Source organism: Caballeronia sp. Lep1P3, assembly GCF_022879595.1.
Lineage (GTDB): Bacteria > Pseudomonadota > Gammaproteobacteria > Burkholderiales > Burkholderiaceae > Caballeronia.
Map to the genome: position 1 here is coordinate 2,074,010 of NZ_CP084265.1, position 16,882 is coordinate 2,090,891.

17 protein-coding genes and 1 pseudogene are annotated in these 16,882 nt (G+C 65.3%); 10 read left to right on the forward strand and 8 right to left on the reverse strand.

What is annotated here, in order from left to right:
• Positions 1–11: 11 nt before the first annotated feature.
• From LDZ27_RS09700 to LDZ27_RS09710, 3 genes are all read left to right on the forward strand, one after another.
• Positions 12–317 carry an energy transducer TonB gene (locus LDZ27_RS09700; RefSeq protein WP_244813894.1) on the forward strand — a complete coding sequence of 102 codons (306 nt, stop codon included), beginning with the start codon at positions 12–14 and terminating at the stop codon, positions 315–317.
• Positions 318–501: 184 nt separating this feature from the next.
• Positions 502–1,455 carry a transaldolase gene (gene tal / locus LDZ27_RS09705; RefSeq protein ID WP_244813895.1) on the forward strand — a complete coding sequence of 318 codons (954 nt, stop codon included), beginning with the start codon at positions 502–504 and terminating at the stop codon, positions 1,453–1,455.
• Positions 1,456–1,643: 188 nt separating this feature from the next.
• Positions 1,644–2,102, forward strand: coding sequence for a VOC family protein (locus LDZ27_RS09710; protein ID WP_244813896.1), 459 nt, complete (start codon positions 1,644–1,646; stop codon positions 2,100–2,102).
• A gap of 12 nt (positions 2,103–2,114) precedes the next feature.
• Here LDZ27_RS09710 and LDZ27_RS09715 read toward each other — a convergent pair whose 3' ends face one another.
• The 6 genes from LDZ27_RS09715 to LDZ27_RS09740 all read right to left on the reverse strand — a co-directional run bounded on the left by LDZ27_RS09715 (position 2,115) and on the right by LDZ27_RS09740 (position 7,347).
• Positions 2,115–3,203, reverse strand: a complete 1,089-nt coding sequence (locus LDZ27_RS09715) for an FUSC family protein (RefSeq protein WP_244813897.1) — start codon at positions 3,201–3,203, stop codon at positions 2,115–2,117.
• A 104-nt stretch (positions 3,204–3,307) separates the two neighbouring features.
• Positions 3,308–4,858: a monocarboxylate uptake permease MctP gene (gene mctP / locus LDZ27_RS09720; protein ID WP_244816106.1), complete on the reverse strand. Its 1,551-nt coding sequence runs from the start codon at positions 4,856–4,858 to the stop codon at positions 3,308–3,310.
• A complete protein-coding gene (locus LDZ27_RS09725; protein ID WP_244813898.1) occupies positions 4,858–5,106 on the reverse strand; it encodes a DUF3311 domain-containing protein in 249 nt (82 codons plus the stop codon). Before LDZ27_RS09725 ends, mctP begins: the two co-directional genes overlap by 1 nt.
• A gap of 230 nt (positions 5,107–5,336) precedes the next feature.
• The gene (locus tag LDZ27_RS09730; RefSeq protein ID WP_244813899.1) at positions 5,337–6,230 is read right to left on the reverse strand and encodes a spermidine synthase; all 894 of its coding nucleotides are present in this window, start codon (positions 6,228–6,230) and stop codon (positions 5,337–5,339) included.
• Positions 6,227–6,709 (reverse strand): DNA-deoxyinosine glycosylase, encoded by a 483-nt coding sequence (locus tag LDZ27_RS09735; protein ID WP_244813900.1) that lies wholly within the window; start codon positions 6,707–6,709, stop codon positions 6,227–6,229. The genes LDZ27_RS09730 and LDZ27_RS09735 overlap by 4 nt, the downstream gene beginning before the upstream one ends.
• Positions 6,706–7,347: a chorismate lyase gene (locus LDZ27_RS09740; RefSeq protein WP_244813901.1), complete on the reverse strand. Its 642-nt coding sequence runs from the start codon at positions 7,345–7,347 to the stop codon at positions 6,706–6,708. Before LDZ27_RS09740 ends, LDZ27_RS09735 begins: the two co-directional genes overlap by 4 nt.
• Before the next feature lie 127 nt (positions 7,348–7,474).
• Here LDZ27_RS09740 and LDZ27_RS09745 point away from each other — a divergent pair, with 127 nt between their 5' ends.
• Complete coding sequence (locus LDZ27_RS09745) at positions 7,475–7,732, forward strand: hypothetical protein (protein ID WP_244813902.1); 258 nt, start codon at positions 7,475–7,477, stop codon at positions 7,730–7,732.
• A 66-nt stretch (positions 7,733–7,798) separates the two neighbouring features.
• Here LDZ27_RS09745 and htpG read toward each other — a convergent pair whose 3' ends face one another.
• Positions 7,799–9,703 carry a molecular chaperone HtpG gene (gene htpG / locus LDZ27_RS09750; RefSeq protein WP_244813903.1) on the reverse strand — a complete coding sequence of 635 codons (1,905 nt, stop codon included), beginning with the start codon at positions 9,701–9,703 and terminating at the stop codon, positions 7,799–7,801.
• Between the two features lie 172 nt (positions 9,704–9,875).
• Here htpG and LDZ27_RS09755 point away from each other — a divergent pair, with 172 nt between their 5' ends.
• Positions 9,876–10,430: a Rhs element Vgr protein gene (locus LDZ27_RS09755; RefSeq protein ID WP_244813904.1), complete on the forward strand. Its 555-nt coding sequence runs from the start codon at positions 9,876–9,878 to the stop codon at positions 10,428–10,430.
• On the opposite strand, the gene LDZ27_RS09760 is transcribed toward LDZ27_RS09755, so the two are convergent.
• Positions 10,354–11,835 (reverse strand): PLP-dependent aminotransferase family protein, encoded by a 1,482-nt coding sequence (locus LDZ27_RS09760; RefSeq protein ID WP_244813905.1) that lies wholly within the window; start codon positions 11,833–11,835, stop codon positions 10,354–10,356. The two genes, LDZ27_RS09755 and LDZ27_RS09760, sit on opposite strands and share 77 nt — an antisense overlap.
• A 187-nt stretch (positions 11,836–12,022) precedes the next feature.
• Between LDZ27_RS09760 and LDZ27_RS09765 the strand changes: the two are divergent.
• The 5 genes and pseudogenes from LDZ27_RS09765 to LDZ27_RS09785 form a co-directional block, all read left to right on the forward strand.
• Positions 12,023–12,697: pseudogene (locus LDZ27_RS09765) on the forward strand (VOC family protein); the annotation flags it as partial.
• 214 nt (positions 12,698–12,911) lie between these two features.
• Positions 12,912–13,874, forward strand: a complete 963-nt coding sequence (locus tag LDZ27_RS09770; protein WP_244813906.1) for a DMT family transporter — start codon at positions 12,912–12,914, stop codon at positions 13,872–13,874.
• An 85-nt stretch (positions 13,875–13,959) separates the two neighbouring features.
• Complete coding sequence (locus tag LDZ27_RS09775) at positions 13,960–15,156, forward strand: PLP-dependent aminotransferase family protein (protein ID WP_244813907.1); 1,197 nt, start codon at positions 13,960–13,962, stop codon at positions 15,154–15,156.
• Between the two features lie 30 nt (positions 15,157–15,186).
• Positions 15,187–15,648, forward strand: coding sequence for a RidA family protein (locus LDZ27_RS09780; protein WP_244813908.1), 462 nt, complete (start codon positions 15,187–15,189; stop codon positions 15,646–15,648).
• 75 nt (positions 15,649–15,723) lie between these two features.
• Complete coding sequence (locus LDZ27_RS09785) at positions 15,724–16,614, forward strand: PhzF family phenazine biosynthesis protein (RefSeq protein ID WP_244813909.1); 891 nt, start codon at positions 15,724–15,726, stop codon at positions 16,612–16,614.
• Positions 16,615–16,882 lie beyond the last annotated feature (268 nt).

Below are 16,882 nucleotides of genomic sequence, written 5' to 3' on the forward strand. Positions count from 1 at the left end.
CGCGTCCTACAATGATGAAACCGGCTGGCCGCGCGTCAGCCGTTTCATGCAACGGCTTTCGCTTTTTCATCATGGCTTTGATCGACAAACTGCTGGCGCGCACCGCGCCGACCGGCGCCCAGAAACGCAAGACGATTGTTCGCGTGCTGCTCGACGACGCCGGGCACGTTCAGGACGTCGTCCTCAAGATGACGTGCGGTGACGCGCAGAAAGACGCCCACGCGCTCGAAGAAGTCCGCAAGATGCGCTTCGCGCGCGGGCAGCTCGGCTCGGGCACGGTGCGGCGCTGGCACGAACTGGCGTACTCCAGCGAGTGACGGCCCGCGCCGGGGCCGGACGGCCGCCGCGCGTGCCGCGAGCGCGATTACCGTGCGCGGGACTAGAATGAGACATTCGCAACAGGGGCGAGCCGCGCGTCGCGAAGACGCGTCGCGGCATCGCGATCATGCACACCCGCGGCTTACCGCAATCTGACAAGGCGCATTGCGCCGACGACTCGACATGACATCCGCTCTCGACCAGCTCAAGCAATACACCACCGTCGTCGCCGATACGGGCGACTTCCAGCAATTCGTACAGTTCAAGCCGCAGGACGCGACCACCAATCCGTCCCTGATCCTCAAGGCCGTCCAGAAGGACGACTACAAGCCGCTGCTCGAAAAGACGGTCAAGGAGAACGCGGGCAAGCCGATGGGCCAGATCATCGATCATCTGCTCATCGCCTTCGGCACGGAAATTCTGAAGATCGTGCCGGGGCGCGTCTCCACCGAAGTCGACGCACGCCTCTCGTTCGACACGAAGGGGTCCATCGACAAGGGCCGCGAGATCATCAAGCTGTACGAAGGCGCGGGCATCGACCGCAACCGCGTGCTGGTGAAGCTCGCATCCACCTGGGAAGGCATCCGCGCGGCCGAAGTGCTGCAGAAAGAAGGCATTCGCTGCAACATGACGCTGCTGTTTTCGCTGGCGCAGGCCGTGGCGTGCGCCGAAGCGGGCGCGCAGCTCATCTCGCCGTTCGTCGGCCGCATCTACGACTGGTACAAGAAGTCGGCGGGCGCCGAGTGGGACGAAGTGAAGAACGGCGGCGCGAACGATCCGGGCGTGCAGTCGGTGCGCCGCATCTACGCGTACTACAAGAAGTTCGGCTACAAGACCGAGGTCATGGGCGCGAGCTTCCGCACCGTGAGCCAGATCACCGAACTGGCCGGCTGCGATCTGCTGACCATTAGCCCCGATCTGCTGAAAAAGCTCGCCGACAGCAACGATACGGTCGAGCGCAAGCTGTCGCCGGACGCGGAGCAGAACGAGAACATCGAAAAGATCAACGTGGACGAGCCGACTTTCCGCTTCCTCGTCAACGAAGACGCGATGGCGACGGAAAAGCTCGCGGAAGGCATCCGCGCGTTCGCCGCCGACGCAATCAAGCTCGAGAAGCTCATCATCGCGCTGCAGTAAGACCGACGAGGCGCGCGGCGCGCGCGTCTTTCCGCGCCGCCGCGTTGCCACGCTGCCGCATTCGGAGAAGTACGGCTTTCGGCCGTTTGCGACATAAATTGACTGTTTCCGGGTCGGCGCGGTATCCGGTTGCAATAGACTTTCGTGCTTTGGCGGGAGCGCCGCCCAGGTTTGGAGAAAGTCAGTCAATGCAACTGGATACGTATCTTTTTTTTAACGGAGATTGCGCGGACGCCCTCGCGCTCTATCAGGCCGCATTCGGCGCGCAGATACACACGCTGATCCGCTTCCGGGACACGCCGGATGCCGCCAACGTGCCGCCCGAGTGGCATGACAAGGTCATGCACGCGCTGTTCAGCCTCGGTGCCAACGCCGTCATGGTGTCGGACGGACAGTTCGGCCAGCCGCAGCGCGACTATCACGGCTTCACGCTTTCCATCGGCGCGAGCGACGCCCAGGCCGGCGAGCGCGTCTTCAACATGCTCGCCGAGGGCGGCACGGTGCTGACGCCCTGGCAGTCCACCTTCTTCACCGCCGGCTTCGGCATGCTCAAGGACCGCTTCGGCGTGCCCTGGCTCATCAACGTCGTCGAACAACAAGCGCCGGCCGAAGCTCCGCCACCGCCCGCAGCACCCGATCAGCCCTGAGCGCGCGAGGCATCATCCGTTGAGCGGCCGTGCGCCTTCGATATTCCACTGCCGCTCGATTTCGCTCACACGCACCCGCAGCCGATCCACCTGTTCGGTAAGACGCATGGCGAGCCAGTGCATGCCATGCGCCGATTCTTCCGCTCGCTCCATCCCCTCCATCGCGCCCGCGCGCGCATAAAGCAGACTCACGCGGCCGAAACGCAGCGCGCGCGCCATCTGCAACAGCGTGTGCCGCGCCGCCTCTTCGTTTTTCGTGCAATCGAGCGCGAAGCCGTGCGTATTCGCCGGGTCGTCCGGCATCGACGTCACCAGCATTTCGAGCGCCGCAAGAATCGAGCGATGCAGCCGCTGGATTTCCTCCAGCCGCGCGAGCGGCACGCGCGTTTCCTTCGCGACGGAATCCATCAGCGCCCTTGACTGCACGAGCCGCTGGCTCGTGACGAAGAAGCGGCGCGCCGTTTCCTCGGCGATGAGCGGTCTGCCGTCGAGCAGCGCGCCATAGAGCCGCGCACATTCGCGCAGATTGTCGGCGAGGCGATAGCGCCACGAATACGTCGCGTACTGCGGCAGCACGAACGAGAACGCGAGCGCGATGGCAATACCGATCAGCACGTTCGCCGTGCGCCACAAGCCGACGTCGAAAGGCGAATCGCCGTGGCCCGCGACGATGACCATCGTGATCGCCGTGAGCAGCGCCACGTAGCCCGCCTTGCCGATGGCGTAGTACGCGCACGCGCCGGCTATCGCGGACATCAGCAGAAAAAAGAGCGTGAGCGAGCCGAAGAGCGTCTGCACGAGAATCAGCGCAAGCCCGATGGCCGCGCCGAGCGCCGTGCCGATTGCGCGCTCCGCCGCCTTCTTGCGGATGTTGCCGTAATGCTGCAGGCCGCCGATCACCACCAGAAGCGAGACCGACGCCCAGCTTCCGTGCGGCACGTTGATGCCGGTCGTGACGATGAACGATGTCGCCATGCCGAGCGCGACGCGCACCGCATGGATCGCCTTCGCGTGGCGATAGCGGAAGAATGGCGACGCCAGTCCGCTCAGAAGCCGCCTCGCCCGGCTCTTGCGCGGTTGCGCCGATGTCGATGGAAACATGGTTCGCTCGCGTCGATGCGTTGGGTTGGATCGGGAGCGCTCAAGCAAAAACGCCCGCAACGGCCGGGGCCATTACGGGCGTTAGCGTATCAGACGCGCGCCGGTCAGCTTTCCACGACGTCCAGGTAGTCTTCAGGCCGCGTGCGGTCGTCGGAGCGTTTCAGGCCGATCGCGCGAACCACCACGCTCACGCCCACCGACACGATCAGATTGACGATCAGCGCCCACACCGCCGCATAGCCCGGCACCGCGTGGCCGAACATGTGCACGGTGTAAATCGAGCCTTTTAGCTGCAGCGACACGGCCATCCAGGTGCCGACGCCGATGCCCACCGCCCAGCCGATCAGCAGCCCTCGATGATCCAGCACGCGCGTATAGAGACCGAGCACGAGCGCGGGCAGCGTCTGAATGATCCAGATGCCGCCGAGCAGCTGAAGCTGGATCGCGTAAGTGAGCGGCAGCGCGAGAATGAACACCACCGCGCCCACTTTCACGATCAGCGAGACGAGCTTCGCGACGTTCGTTTCCTGCTCCGGCGTCATCGAGCGATTGACGAACTCGCGATGCACGTTGCGCGTGTAGAGATTCGCTGCGGCAATCGACATGATCGCCGCCGGCACCAGCGCGCCGATGCCGATGGCCGCGAACGCCACGCCCACGAACCACGACGGGAAGTAGTGCAGGAAGAGCGCCGGCACCGCGAAGTTCGCGCCGTAAGCCTTGAAGTACGACGCGTACTCCGGCATGTCCTTCACGCCCGACGCGAGCGCCATGTAGCCGAGCAGCGCGAGCAGGCCGAGCACCAGCGAATACGCGGGCAGAAGCGCCATGTTGCGGCGGATCGTGTTCCCGGAATTCGACGAGAGGATGGCCGTCACCGAGTGCGGATACAGGAAGAGCGCGAGCGCCGAGCCGACCGCGAGCGTCGCGTAGGCGCTGTATCCGTTGAGGCTCGCGGCATCGGGCGCCTTCAGCAAGAGCTTCGCGGGCGGCACGGCGCCGAAGATATGGCCGAAGCCGCCGAGCTGCGCCGGAATCACGATCATCGCGGCGATGATGGTGATGTAGATCAGCACGTCCTTCACGACCGCGATCATCGCGGGTGCGCGCAGGCCGGACGTGTACGTATAGGCCGCGAGAATCGCGAACGCGATGATGAGCGGCAAGTCGCCGACGAAGCCTTGCGTCGAGAACCCGAGCGCGCCGATCACGACTTCGATGCCGACGAGCTGCAGCGCGATATACGGCATCGTCGCGACGATGCCCGTCAGCGCGACGGCGAGCGCGAGCATGCGGCTGTTGTAGCGCGCGTGCACGAAGTCGGCCGCGGTCACGTAGCCGTGACGCTTCGCGATGCTCCAGAGCTTCGGAAACACGACGAACGCGAACGGATAGATGAGGATGGTGTACGGCAGCGCGAAGAAGCCCGTCGCGCCCGCGCCGAACACGAGCGCCGGCACCGCGACGAACGTGTACGCGGTGTAGAGATCGCCGCCGAGCAGGAACCACGTCACGATGGTGCCAAAGCGCCGGCCGCCGAGACCCCATTCGTCGAGCTGGCCGAGATCGCCCTTGCGCCAGTGTGCGGCGATGAAGCCGAGAATCGTCACGCCGACGAAGAACAGCACGAAGACGAAAGTTGCGGTGATGTTCATCATCGCGCACCTCCTTGGCCCGCGCGGCGCGAAGGCAGCGCCTTGGTCTTCGTATAAACGAGCGCGGTGATGACTGCGCTGATCAGCACCCAGAGAAGCTGATACCAGTAGAAGAAGGGAAAGCCCCACAGCGTGGGCTCGATCTTGTTGTAAAACGGCACCCACACCACGCCGATCCACGGAAGGATCAAAAGCCAGAGCCATTGTCTGTTGCGCGGTTGTCCGGTGCGGCCCGGATCCTGAGCCATACGGCCTCCTCCTTGTTATGAGCATCGCTGATGAGCGAGCATTCGCTTTTATGAGCCGCGATCGTGAGCCGCGGCCCGGCGAGCCGCGGCTGTCGCGGCGGCGGCGGTCGGGCAGACACGCCGCGGGAAGCGCCCCGAAACAACAGGAGGAGTATAGGGACCGCCAAAACACGGTCAAGCAGGGGGAATCCCGAGCATTCCCCAGAGGTGAAAAGCGCTGTAAGCGCGGCTCAGATCACGAAAGAACCGCTCGCCGGCACGCCCGCGCTTTCGGCGATACCTTTCACCCATTGGCGCGCGGGCAAGCCGAGTTGCGATTCGATCAGCTTCGCGCGCTTTTCGAGCGCGGCGAACGGCACGTCGAGCGCGGGACCGGCGAACGCGATCGCGACGCGATTGCCGTCGTGCACTTCGGGCAGCGCGATCACGCGGCGGTCGAAGGCTTCGTTCAGATGGCGCATGTTGCGCACGAAGCTCGGGTGATCGCCGAACAGGTTGATCGTCACGACGCCCGCTTCGCGGCTGAGACAGGCGCGGCACGCGCGATAGAACGACACGCTGTCGAGCACGGGACCGCGCGCGGTGGCGTCGTAGATATCGATCTGCAATGCGCCGATGGTGCCGTGATTCGCGCGATCGTTGACGAACTCCCACGCATCGCGTTCGGTGACGGTGAGGCGCGCGTCGTCGTAGGGCAATTCGAACATCGCGCGCGCCGCGATCACGACAGCCGGATTCAGTTCCACGGCTTCGACCTTCGCGCGCTTCAGAAAGCGATGACAGAACTTCGTGAGCGCGGCCGCGCCGAGCCCGAGTTGCACGATGCGCTCGGGCGTCTCGATGAAAAGCAGCCACGCCATCATCTGCTGCCCGTATTCCAGTTCGATGTGATCGGGCTTTTTCAGCCGCATCGCGCCTTGCACCCATTCGGTGCCGAAATGCAGATAGCGCACACCGCCCTCTTCGGAGAACGTGACGGGCGCGAAACGCGGCTTGCGCGGCGCCTCGATGCGCGGCGCGTTGGCGAGGTCGTCGTCATCGGGCTCGCTCTTCGCGCGGCTCTTGTTCTTCTTGCTGCCGAACGCGCGAGCTTCCGCCGACGCGCGCTTGATGAGTTTCGTCATTGTGTGGAAAGAATGTCGCGCCAGATGCGCAATTTTTGGTCGAACGAGAGGATAGCATTGGCCGGACTCGACGACGGCAGCACGAGCGTGGCGTACCCCGCCGCCGCGATCACCGGCGCGAACTTGCCCGAAGTCTTGCCGTTGAAGCAGACCTTTCGGAGCATCGGAAAGCGCGCGTGAAACGCGGCGAAGTCGTTCGGCGATGCGTTACGGATCGCGCTATCGAGACTGCCCTCGCGCTCGCACGCGGCAAGCACGTCCCATAGCCCGATGCCGCGATCCGTCAAACGCGAAAGACGTTGCGCGTAAGCGAGTTCGTGCAACGGCTCGCCGATGACCGCGCCCACGAGCCGCCAGAACTGGTTGCGCGGATGCGCGTAATACTGCGTGGCGTCGAGCGATGCGACGCCCGGAAAGCTGCCGAGGATGAGGGTGTGCGTTCGCGCGTCGCCGACGGGCGGGAAGCCTGCGAGCTTCATCCGGCGTCGCCGTGCGCCACGCGCTTTGCATGCGACGCGAGGTGTTCGCAGGCGCGGGCATGTTCGCGGTGATGCGTGGCGCCATGCGATGCGGCGAGCCGGCGCCAGAGCGCATCGAGCATGCATTCGGTGACCATCAGCGGCGCGCCGTGGCGCACGAAAACCGATCGGCGTGCGACGAGTGCGTGGTTTGTTTGCGCTTGCCGGACCGCCAGGCGATACAGCGGATGCCGCGCCGTCAACACGCGGCTCACGAGCGCGGAACGCGACACGCTGCTGTCGCTATAGAGCAATTCGGCGAGCGGGCGCGTGCGCAGGCGGCGCATCGATTGCCACACGCCGGTGCTGTGCGACAAAGCGACGATGCTGTGCGCGACGACGAATGGCACGCCGTCGACTTTCAGCGTGACTTCGCGTGTCCACACCGGCGTGCGGCGTGTGATGCCGAGTGCGCGCGATTCGTCGTGCCAAGGTGTATCGACGGCTTCACGGGTGACATCGACGGTGACTGTGCCGAGCGTGCGCAAGTGGGCGGTCAATGAGCCGCCGCGCGTGAGCCAGTCTTTTTGGTGCGCGGTGAACGACGCGAGCGGCGCGGCGCGCCAGTGAACATCGACGGGATCGTTAGGGATCGACATGGCGGCCATTATAGGACCGCGTCCGAGTTCGGATGAATCGTATGGTTATCGCCGCAACCACGCGCGAGACTGTTCGAGCCGCGCCCTTCCGGCGCTGGCTGTCCGCGAGACATAGTGAGGAATAACAATGACGAACAACACGAAGAAAACATCGGCGAAGGTCGCCCACCTCGCCAGCTCGACGCTGCAAGATCCCAAGGCCTCGGCAATCGCCAGAAGCCTCGCAGGATCGGCAACAGCTCAATCACGCACGACTAAGCAGACGAGCGCCGAAATGGAGAGCAAAGCGAGCAAAGTGCTGAGAAGCAACAAGTATTCGGGGGAAACCAAAACACTCGCTGCCTCAGTGGTTAGCCAATCCAACAAGGACCGCAAAGCGAAATAAAAAACGCGCCGCCGGTTCACCCGGCGGCGCGTCTTCAAGCGTCTTCAGGCAACGCTCGCGTGCAACTTATCGCGCGAGCAACAACGCATTCGTCCGCTTCACAAAACTGGCCGGATCTTCCAGCACGCCGCCTTCGGCCAGCATCGCCTGATCGAACAGCAGATGGCACCAGTCCGCGAAGTTCGCATCGTCCGCATTCAGCGCCTTCACCAGCGGATGTTCCGGATTCACCTCCAGAATCGGCTCCGCTTGCGGCGCCTTCTGCCCCGCGGCCTTCAGCATGCGCTGCAGATAACCGCTCATATCGCCTTCGTCGGCGACGAGGCAGCTCGGCGAATCCGTCAAACGGAACGTCAGACGCACGTCCTTCGCCTTGCCTTCGAGCGCTTCCTTCATCTTCTCGACGAGCGGCTTCAATTCCTCGCCGACTTTCTCCTGCTGCTGCTTTTCCTCGTCGTTGAGCGCGCCGAGATCGAGGTCGCCGCGCGCGACGCTCTGCAACGGCTTGCCGTCGAACTCGTTGAGGAAGGACAGCATCCACTCGTCGACGCGATCGGTCAGCAGCAGCACTTCGACGCCCTTCTTGCGGAACACTTCCAGATGCGGGCTGTTCTTCGCGGCCTGCCAGTTGTCGGCGGTCACGTAGTAGATCTTCGTCTGCTCGGGCTTCATGCGCGCGACGTAATCGGCGAGCGACACGTTCTGCACGTCGCTGTCGTTATGCGTCGATGCGAAGCGCACCAGCTTCGCGATGCGCTCGCGGTTGCCGAAGTCCTCGCCGATGCCTTCCTTGAGCACCTGGCCGAACTCGTTCCAGAACGTCTGATACTTCTCTCGGCCGGCGTCTTCCGTGGCTTCCGCCGAGGACGTCGCAAGCTCTTCCAGCATGGACAGCACGCGCTTGGTCACGCCTTCGCGGATGGCCTTTACATCGCGGCTTTCCTGCAGGATTTCGCGCGACACGTTGAGCGGCAGGTCCGCCGAATCGACCACGCCCTTCACGAAGCGCAGATACGTGGGCAGCAGCTGCTCGGCGTCGTCCATGATGAACACGCGCTTCACATACAGCTTCAGCCCGCCGCGATGCTCGCGGTTCCACAGATCGAACGGCGCGTGCTTCGGCACGTACAGCAGTTGCGTGTACTCGCTGCGGCCTTCGACGCGGTTGTGCGTCCACGCCAGCGGGTCGTCGTGATCGTGAGAAATGTGCTGATAGAACTGCTTGTACTGCTCGTCGGTGACATCGCTCTTCGGGCGCGTCCACAGCGCGCTCGCCTGATTGACGGTCTCGTCCTCGTCCTTCTCGACCATCTCGCTCTTCTCGGCGTCCCATTCTTCCTTTTTCATGAGGATGGGCAGCGCGACGTGATCCGAGTATTTCTGAATGATCGACTTCAGCCGATGCGACGACAGCAGCTCGTCCTCGTCGGCACGCAAATGCAGCGTGATGGTCGTGCCGCGTTGCGCGCGCTCGATCTCCTCGATCTCGAAGTCGCCCTCGCCCGCGCTCGTCCAGCGCACGCCCTGCGACGCCGGCAGCCCGGCGCGGCGCGTCTCGACCGTGATCTTGTCCGCGACGATGAAGCCCGAATAGAAGCCCACGCCGAACTGGCCGATGAGCGCGGCGTCCTTCTGCTGGTCGCCGGAGAGCTTCGAGAAGAATTCCTTCGTGCCCGAACGCGCGATGGTGCCGAGATGCGAGATGGCTTCGTCGCGGCTCATGCCGATGCCGTTGTCGTCGATCGTGATCGTGCGCGCGGCGTTGTCGAACGAGATGCGGATGCGCAGGTTCGGATCGTTCTCGTAGAGCGCGCTGTTTTCGATAGCCTCGAAGCGCAGCTTGTCCGCGGCGTCGGATGCGTTCGAGATCAGCTCGCGCAGGAAGATTTCCTTGTTGCTGTAGAGCGAATGGATCATCAGGTGCAGAAGCTGCTTCACTTCCGCCTGAAAGCTCATGGTTTCTTGCGCCATGGTCGGGTCCTCTGGTTGATGTCGTCAATTGCCGTGGGGCCGCTGGATGGTGCTGGCAACGCGCCGTCCGGCGAATTCGTCCGATATGAGGGCGATCCGCGCGCTTTCAAGAGCCGCCGCGCGACGCTTTCACCTAGAATGCGCGGCCGTTTCCGACAACTTGCCTTGGCCCATGAAGCGCCCGCTCACGCCCGGTGAAATCGCGATGGCGCGCCTCGTTTTCGCCGATTCCATCGACTATTCGGCGGTGCGCGTCCACGCCCGCGCCTATCTGCCGTTCGGCCTGCAGCCGGCGCGCACCGCGATGGCGCCGAACGGCAGCCTCTATTTTCCGCGCGCGTGCCATCGCGATGATTTTTCGGCGTGCGGCATCGCCGATCGCATGTGGTTCATCCACGAGATGACGCACGTCTGGCAATTTCAGCTCGGCTACTGGGTGCGCGTGCGCGGGGCAATCCGCATCGGCCTGTCCTACGGTTACGCGCTCGCGGCAGGCAAGCGGCTGTCCGACTACAACATGGAAGCGCAGGGCAACCTGCTCGCCGATTACTTCGCGCTCAAGTTCTGCGGCGCGCAGGGCCAGCTTTACGAACACCGCTATCGGCACGCGCCCGATGCGCTCGCGCTCTACGAAACCGTGCTCGCCGGTTTCATCGCGGCGCCGTCCGCGCGCCGTCATCTGCCGGGACGCCGCGCCGCGCGACCTTTTCCAGATGGTTCGCGATGAGCGCGGGCAGCGCCGGATCGCCGCAATTGGCGACGTTGAAGCGCATCCACGTCGTCGGCGACTGCTGCGGTGAAAAGAGGCTGCCGGGCGTGAGCAGAAACCCCGCTTCGTGACCCGCCGCCGCGAGCCCGTCCGAGTCCACGCCCGCGTCGGCCCAGAGGAACATGCCCGCGTCGGGCGTCGTGAAAAGCCGCAGGCCGGTTCGCTCCAGCATGCGCGCGGTCTTGTCGCGCACGGTGTCGAGCCGCGCGCGCAGGCGCTCCACGTGGCGCCGGTAGTGGCCCTCGGTCAGCACCTTGTAGACGACGCGTTCGTTCAGCTCCGGGCTCGTCATGCCGACGAGCATTTTCTGGTCAGCGAGCGCCTTCGCCACCTCCGCCGACGCCGCGACGTAACCCACGCGCAGATTGGCCGCGAGCGTCTTCGAAAAGCTGCCGAGGAAGATCACGCGCTTCAACTGATCGAGCGATGCGAGGCGCGTGGCGGCGAAATTCGTCGGGCAAAGATCGCCGTAGACATCGTCCTCGACGACGATGAAGTCATATTCCTGCGCGAGTTGCAGAATGCGAAACGCCTGCGCCGCCGTGAGCGACGTGCCGGTCGGGTTGTGCAGCACCGAATTGATGATGAGCATCTTCGGGCGCCACGTCGCGACGAGCGTTTCGAGCGCGTCCAGATCGGGGCCGTCGGGCGTGTACGGCATGCCGACGAGCCGCGCGCCCTGCGACGCGAAGCGGCCGAACATCTGGAACCACGCCGGATCGCCGACGATCACCGCATCGCCCGTTTTGACGTAGATTCGCGCGATGAGATCGATGGCCTGCGTGATGCCCGACGTAAGCACGATCTGCTGCTCCGACGCGCCGATTTCCAGTTCCGCGAGGCGCGTCTGCAATTGCTGGCGCAGCGGCAGAAAGCCCTGCGGCGTGCCGAAGCCGAGCATCTGCGCGCCGGAGAGCCGGCTCATCGAGCGCAGCGCGTTGGTGATGAGTTCGCCGTCGAGCCAGCGCGCGGGCAAATAGCCGAGGCCCGGCCCCTTTTCGGGGCTCGCCGTGTGCAGCATGTTGCGCAACAGCCAGACGACGTCGATGGTGTTCTGCACCGGCTCCCGCTGCGACGCGGCGTTCGCGCCCGGCGCTGCGGGCGTGACGCGATCACGCACATAGAAGCCGGAGCCGCGCCGCGAGTCCAGATAACCGTGCGCGACGAGGCGCTCATACGCCTCGACGACCGTGAACCGCGACACGCCCTTGTCGATGGCGAGCTTGCGGATCGACGGCATGCGCATGCCGGGCCGGAACACGCGCTCGTCGATGCGGCGCCGGCCCCACTGGACGAGCTGATCGACGAGCGTGAGCTGCTCGGCATCGTGCGGGGCGGGGATTTGATCGAGGGGGACGGACATGCGGACCTCTTCTCGCGAACGTGTCGGTGAACTGTACCGAATGGGATCAGGCCGATTGTACCGTTACTGTTCTGGTGATAACCGCTACATTTTCCTTTCCGGCGACCGGTACGGAATGCCCGGCAACCGTGAATCGGCGGTTATGCTGTCGGCCTCTTTTTCACGCCCTCGCGCCTCACGCCAAGCCATGACCGCCTATCCGCTGAAACTCGATCATCTCGTCATTGCCGCGCGCACGCTCGAAGAAGGCGCGCAGTTCATCGCCGCCAAGTTCGGCGTGGAGGCCGCGCCGGGCGGCGCGCATCCGTCGATGCGAACGCACAACCGGCTGCTGAATCTGTGGGGCGGCGCGTATCTGGAAGCGATTGCCGTCGATCCGGCCGCCGCGCAGCGCGACACGGCACACGACGCGCCGCGCGCCCGCCTCTTCGCCCTCGACGATCCCGCGATGCACGCCCGGCTCGCCGAAGGTCCGCAACTCGTGCACTGGGTCGCGCGCGTGGATCGTCCGAAGTCACTGGCGCGCTGGCGCGAGCAGTATCCGCAGGGCATCGCGCCCGTGGTGGCGATGTCGCGCGGCGGCAATACATGGAGCCTGACCGTCCCCGACGACGGCGCGTTTCCCGCGTGGCAAGGCGCGGGCGGCGGCGTGCTGCCCTCGCTGATCCAATGGGACAGCCCGCGGCATCCGAGCGACGCGCTTCCCGAAACCGGCATCGCGCTGCGCTCGCTCGCGGGTTATCACCCGAACGCGGAAGCGGTCGCGGAGCAGCTCGCGTGGCTGGGCGCGGCACATCTGATGCGCGTCGAAGCGACGGCCGGCGCGCCCGCGCTGGTCGCCGAGTTCGAACTGCCGGACGGCTCCATCGTGACGCTCGGCGAATCGGCGGAATTCGCGCAATCGGCGGACGAGGCGCGGCGCGCGGGCGATGAAGCGCAGCGGGCGGCGAGCAAACGCCGTCGCACGAAAAGCAGGAAAACAGACGGCAATGCGGACGAAGCGCAGCCGGAATTGCCGCTTTCCCCCGATACGACCGACTGACGCACAACAGAACAGAACAGAAAGGAGACGCCCGATGAGAACCCGCGAAACCGAAGGCATGCTGCTCGGCCTGATCGGTGTCGTCATCTTCAGCCTCACGCTGCCGATGACGCGCATCGTCGTGCAGGAAGTGCATCCGCTTCTGAACGGCCTCGGACGCGCGCTCGTCGCGGCGATTCCGGCCGCGCTGCTGCTCGCGTGGCGGCGCGAGAAACGGCCGACCTGGGCGCAGGTCAAGAGCCTCGCGGTGGTCGCGCTGGGCGTCATCATTGCGTTTCCGGTGTTCTCGGCGTGGGCCATGAAAACCGTGCCGGCGTCGCACGGCGCGGTCGTCAACGGCTTGCAGCCGCTGTGCGTCGCGATTTATGCCGCGTGGCTGTCGCACGAACGGCCGTCGAAGGCGTTCTGGGCGAGCGCGGTGGCGGGCAGCGCCATTGTGGTCGTGTTCGCGTTGCAGGCGGGCGGCGGCGGCCTGCAGGCGGGCGATCTGCTGATGCTCGTCGCGGTCGGCATCGGCGCGCTCGGCTATGCGGAAGGCGCGCGGCTCGCGCGTCAGATGGGCGGCTGGCAGGTCATCTGCTGGGCGCTCGTGCTGTCCGCGCCCTTCCTGCTCCTGCCGGTCGGCTGGCTCGCGTGGGCGCATCATGCGGCGCATCCGGAACCGATCGCGCTTCGCACCTGGCTCGCGTTCGGCTACGTCACGCTCTTTTCGCAGTTCATCGGTTTCTTCGCGTGGTACGCGGGCCTCGCGATGGGCGGCATCGCGCGTGTCGGGCAAGTGCAACTGCTGCAAATCTTCTTCACGATGGCCTTCTCCGCGCTGTTCTTCGGCGAGCATGTGAGCACATTGACGTGGCTGTATGCGGCCGCGGTCATCGTCACCGTCGTGCTGGGCCGCAAGGCGTCGGTGCGCTCAGCCCCGCTCCCGGCGGGCGATGCGCGCCCGACCAAGCCGGCGGCGCACCCGGTCGCCGCGTCAACCGGCCACGCAAAATGACGCGCCCGCGCGATAATCGCAGTCTGCGCGCGGCATCGTCCGCGCGGAAATTCAAAATCACACTTCGAGACAACCGAGGCATTTCATGAATCAAGCCGATCTCCGCGCCACGCCGTGGCAACTCTCCGAACGCGCCCGCAAGCTCACCAGCTCGGCGATTCGCGAAATCCTCAAGGTGACGGAACGGCCCGAAGTCATTTCCTTCGCGGGCGGCCTGCCCTCGCCGGCCACGTTTCCGGTCGAACAAATGCGCGAGGCGTCCGAACGCATCCTGCGCGACCAGCCCGCCGCCGCGCTCCAGTACAGCGCGACCGAAGGCTACATGCCGCTGCGCGAATGGGTCGCGGCGCGCTATTCGGCAAACGGCGTGACCATCCGCCCGACGCAGGTGCTCATCACGACAGGCTCGCAGCAGGCGCTCGACCTGCTCGGCAAGGTGCTCGTCGATCCAGGCAGCCGCGTGCTCGTCGAAACGCCGACGTATCTCGGCGCGCTGCAGTCGTTCTCGCTCTTCGAGCCGAACTACGTGCAGGTGCCGACGGACGCATCCGGCCTCATTCCCGAACGCCTCGATGACGCGCTCGTCGCGAACGCGCGCCTCTTGTACGCGCAGCCGAATTTCCAGAACCCGACTGGCCGCCGCCTGCCGCTCGAACGCCGCCGCGCGCTCGCGGCGTTCGCGCAGAAAGCCGCGTTTCCCGTGATCGAGGACGATCCCTACGGCGCGCTCGACTACGCCGGCGCGCCGCTGCCGACGCTGCTCTCGATGGCGCCGGACCACATCGTGCATCTCGGCTCGTTCTCGAAGGTGCTCGCGCCGGGCCTGCGCGTGGGCTACATCATCGCGCCCGAGGAGTTGCACTTCAAACTCGTGCAGTCGAAGCAGGCCACCGATCTGCACACGCCGAGCCTCACGCAGCGCATCGTGTACGAAGTCGTGAAGAACGGCTTTCTCGACACCCACGTTCCGACGATCCGCGCGCTCTATCGCGATCAATGCGCCGCGATGCTCGCCGCGCTCGAACGCCACATGCCGGCGGGCGTCGAATGGAACCGGCCCGAAGGCGGCATGTTCGTGTGGGTGAAGCTGCCGGATCACATCGATTCGATGAAGCTGCTCGAGCAATCCATCGCGCAGAACGTGGCGTTCGTGCCGGGCGGCCCGTTCTTCGCGAATACGGCCGAGCACAACACCATGCGCCTCTCGTTCGTCACGGTGCCGCCGGCGACGATCGACGAAGGCGTGGCGAAGCTCGGCGCGCTCATTCGCGCGAGCGTCTGAATCTTCTCACCGCTTTTCAAGGAGTAGTCGATGGCATCGAACGTGTACGACAAGCTGAAGGAACTCGGCATCGAACTGCCCGTCGCGGGCGCGCCGGCCGCCGCTTACGTGATGAGCGCGCAAAGCGGCAATACGGTGTATCTGTCCGGCCACATCGCCAAGAAGGACGGCAAGCCCTACGCGGGCAAGCTCGGCGACAGCCTCGCGACGGAAGATGGCAAGGCCGCCGCGCGCAGCGTCGCGATCGATCTCATGGCGACCCTGCACGCACACACGGGCGACCTCAACCGCGTGAAGCGCATCGTCAAGCTGATGAGCCTCGTGAACTCGACGCCCGATTTCACCGAGCAGCACATCGTGACCAACGGCGCGTCCGAATTGATCGCGGAAGTGTTCGGCGATGCCGGCAAGCACGCGCGCTCGGCGTTCGGCGTCGCGCAGATTCCGCTCGGCGCGTGCGTCGAGATCGAGCTGATCGCCGAAGTCGGCTAAGCCGCGGCGTCGGCGCGTTATGCGAGCCCGGCCGCGCGAGCGCGCCGGGTTTTTTGTTTTTCAGCGAGCAAGCTCATGACCACGCAAACCGTCCGCTTCAAACAGGTCGACGTCTTCACGGATGTCGCGTTCAAGGGCAATCCGCTCGCCGTGATTTTCGACGCCGACGCGCTCACGACTGAGCGCATGCAGGCCATCGCGCGCTGGACCAATCTCTCGGAGACGGCCTTCATCCTGCGCCCGACCGATCCGCGCGCCGACTATCGCGTGCGCATCTTCACGACGGCCACCGAGCTGCCGTTCGCGGGCCACCCGACGCTCGGCACGGCACACGCGCTCATCGAAAGCGGCTACGCGCCGAAGAAGGCGGCAACGCTCGTGCAGGAATGCGGCGTCGGGCTCGTCACGCTCGAAGCGCGCGCGAACGGACATTGGGCGTTCGATGCGCCGCCCGCGCGCATCGTCGCGCTCGACGACGCACAGCGCGAACGGCTCGCCGCCGCGCTCGCGCCCGCCCAGATCGACTTCAGCGCGCCGCCGTGCGCGGTGAACAACGGCGCGCCGTGGCTGATCGCGCGCCTGCGCGATGCGGCACAATGTCTCGCGATGACGCTCTCGCCCGAAGCGCGGCATGCGCTCGCCGCGCTCGTCGCGGAAGTCGGCACGCACGGACTCGTCGTCTACGGTCCGCACGATGGCGGCGCGCCCGCGACCTTCGAGTTGCGTGCGCTCCTGCTCGGCGCGGAGAACGTCGAAGATCCGGTGACGGGCAGCGCGAACGCCGCACTCGCGATGCTTCTCACCGAGCAAGGCAAGCGCCCCGGCGACGCGTACACCGTGCGGCAGGGCACCGCGCTCGGCCGCGACGGCCGCGTGAGCGTCGCCTACGACGATGGCGCGAACGGTCCGACCGTGTGGATCGCAGGCGCGAGCGTTACGATCGTCGACGGAACATTCCGCTTTTGAAACAATGATCTGCGTGCCTAGCCGTAAACCCGACGCGGGCACGTTTTCGCTTTCTCAACCCGCACGGCTTCAAGTACTATCTGAGCAATCCAAGGCGCGGCGCGTGTTGCGAGCGCACCGCGCTCCGTGTTTAGCGCTTCGATGAAACATCGTGGCTGCGCGAGCCTCGCGCCACGAACAGTGACCATCCACGCACGCGCATGCTTTTCAGCCTGCCTGAAGCTCGTCTTCACGCTCTTCCCGCGACAACGCGCGGTTTATTGGACGG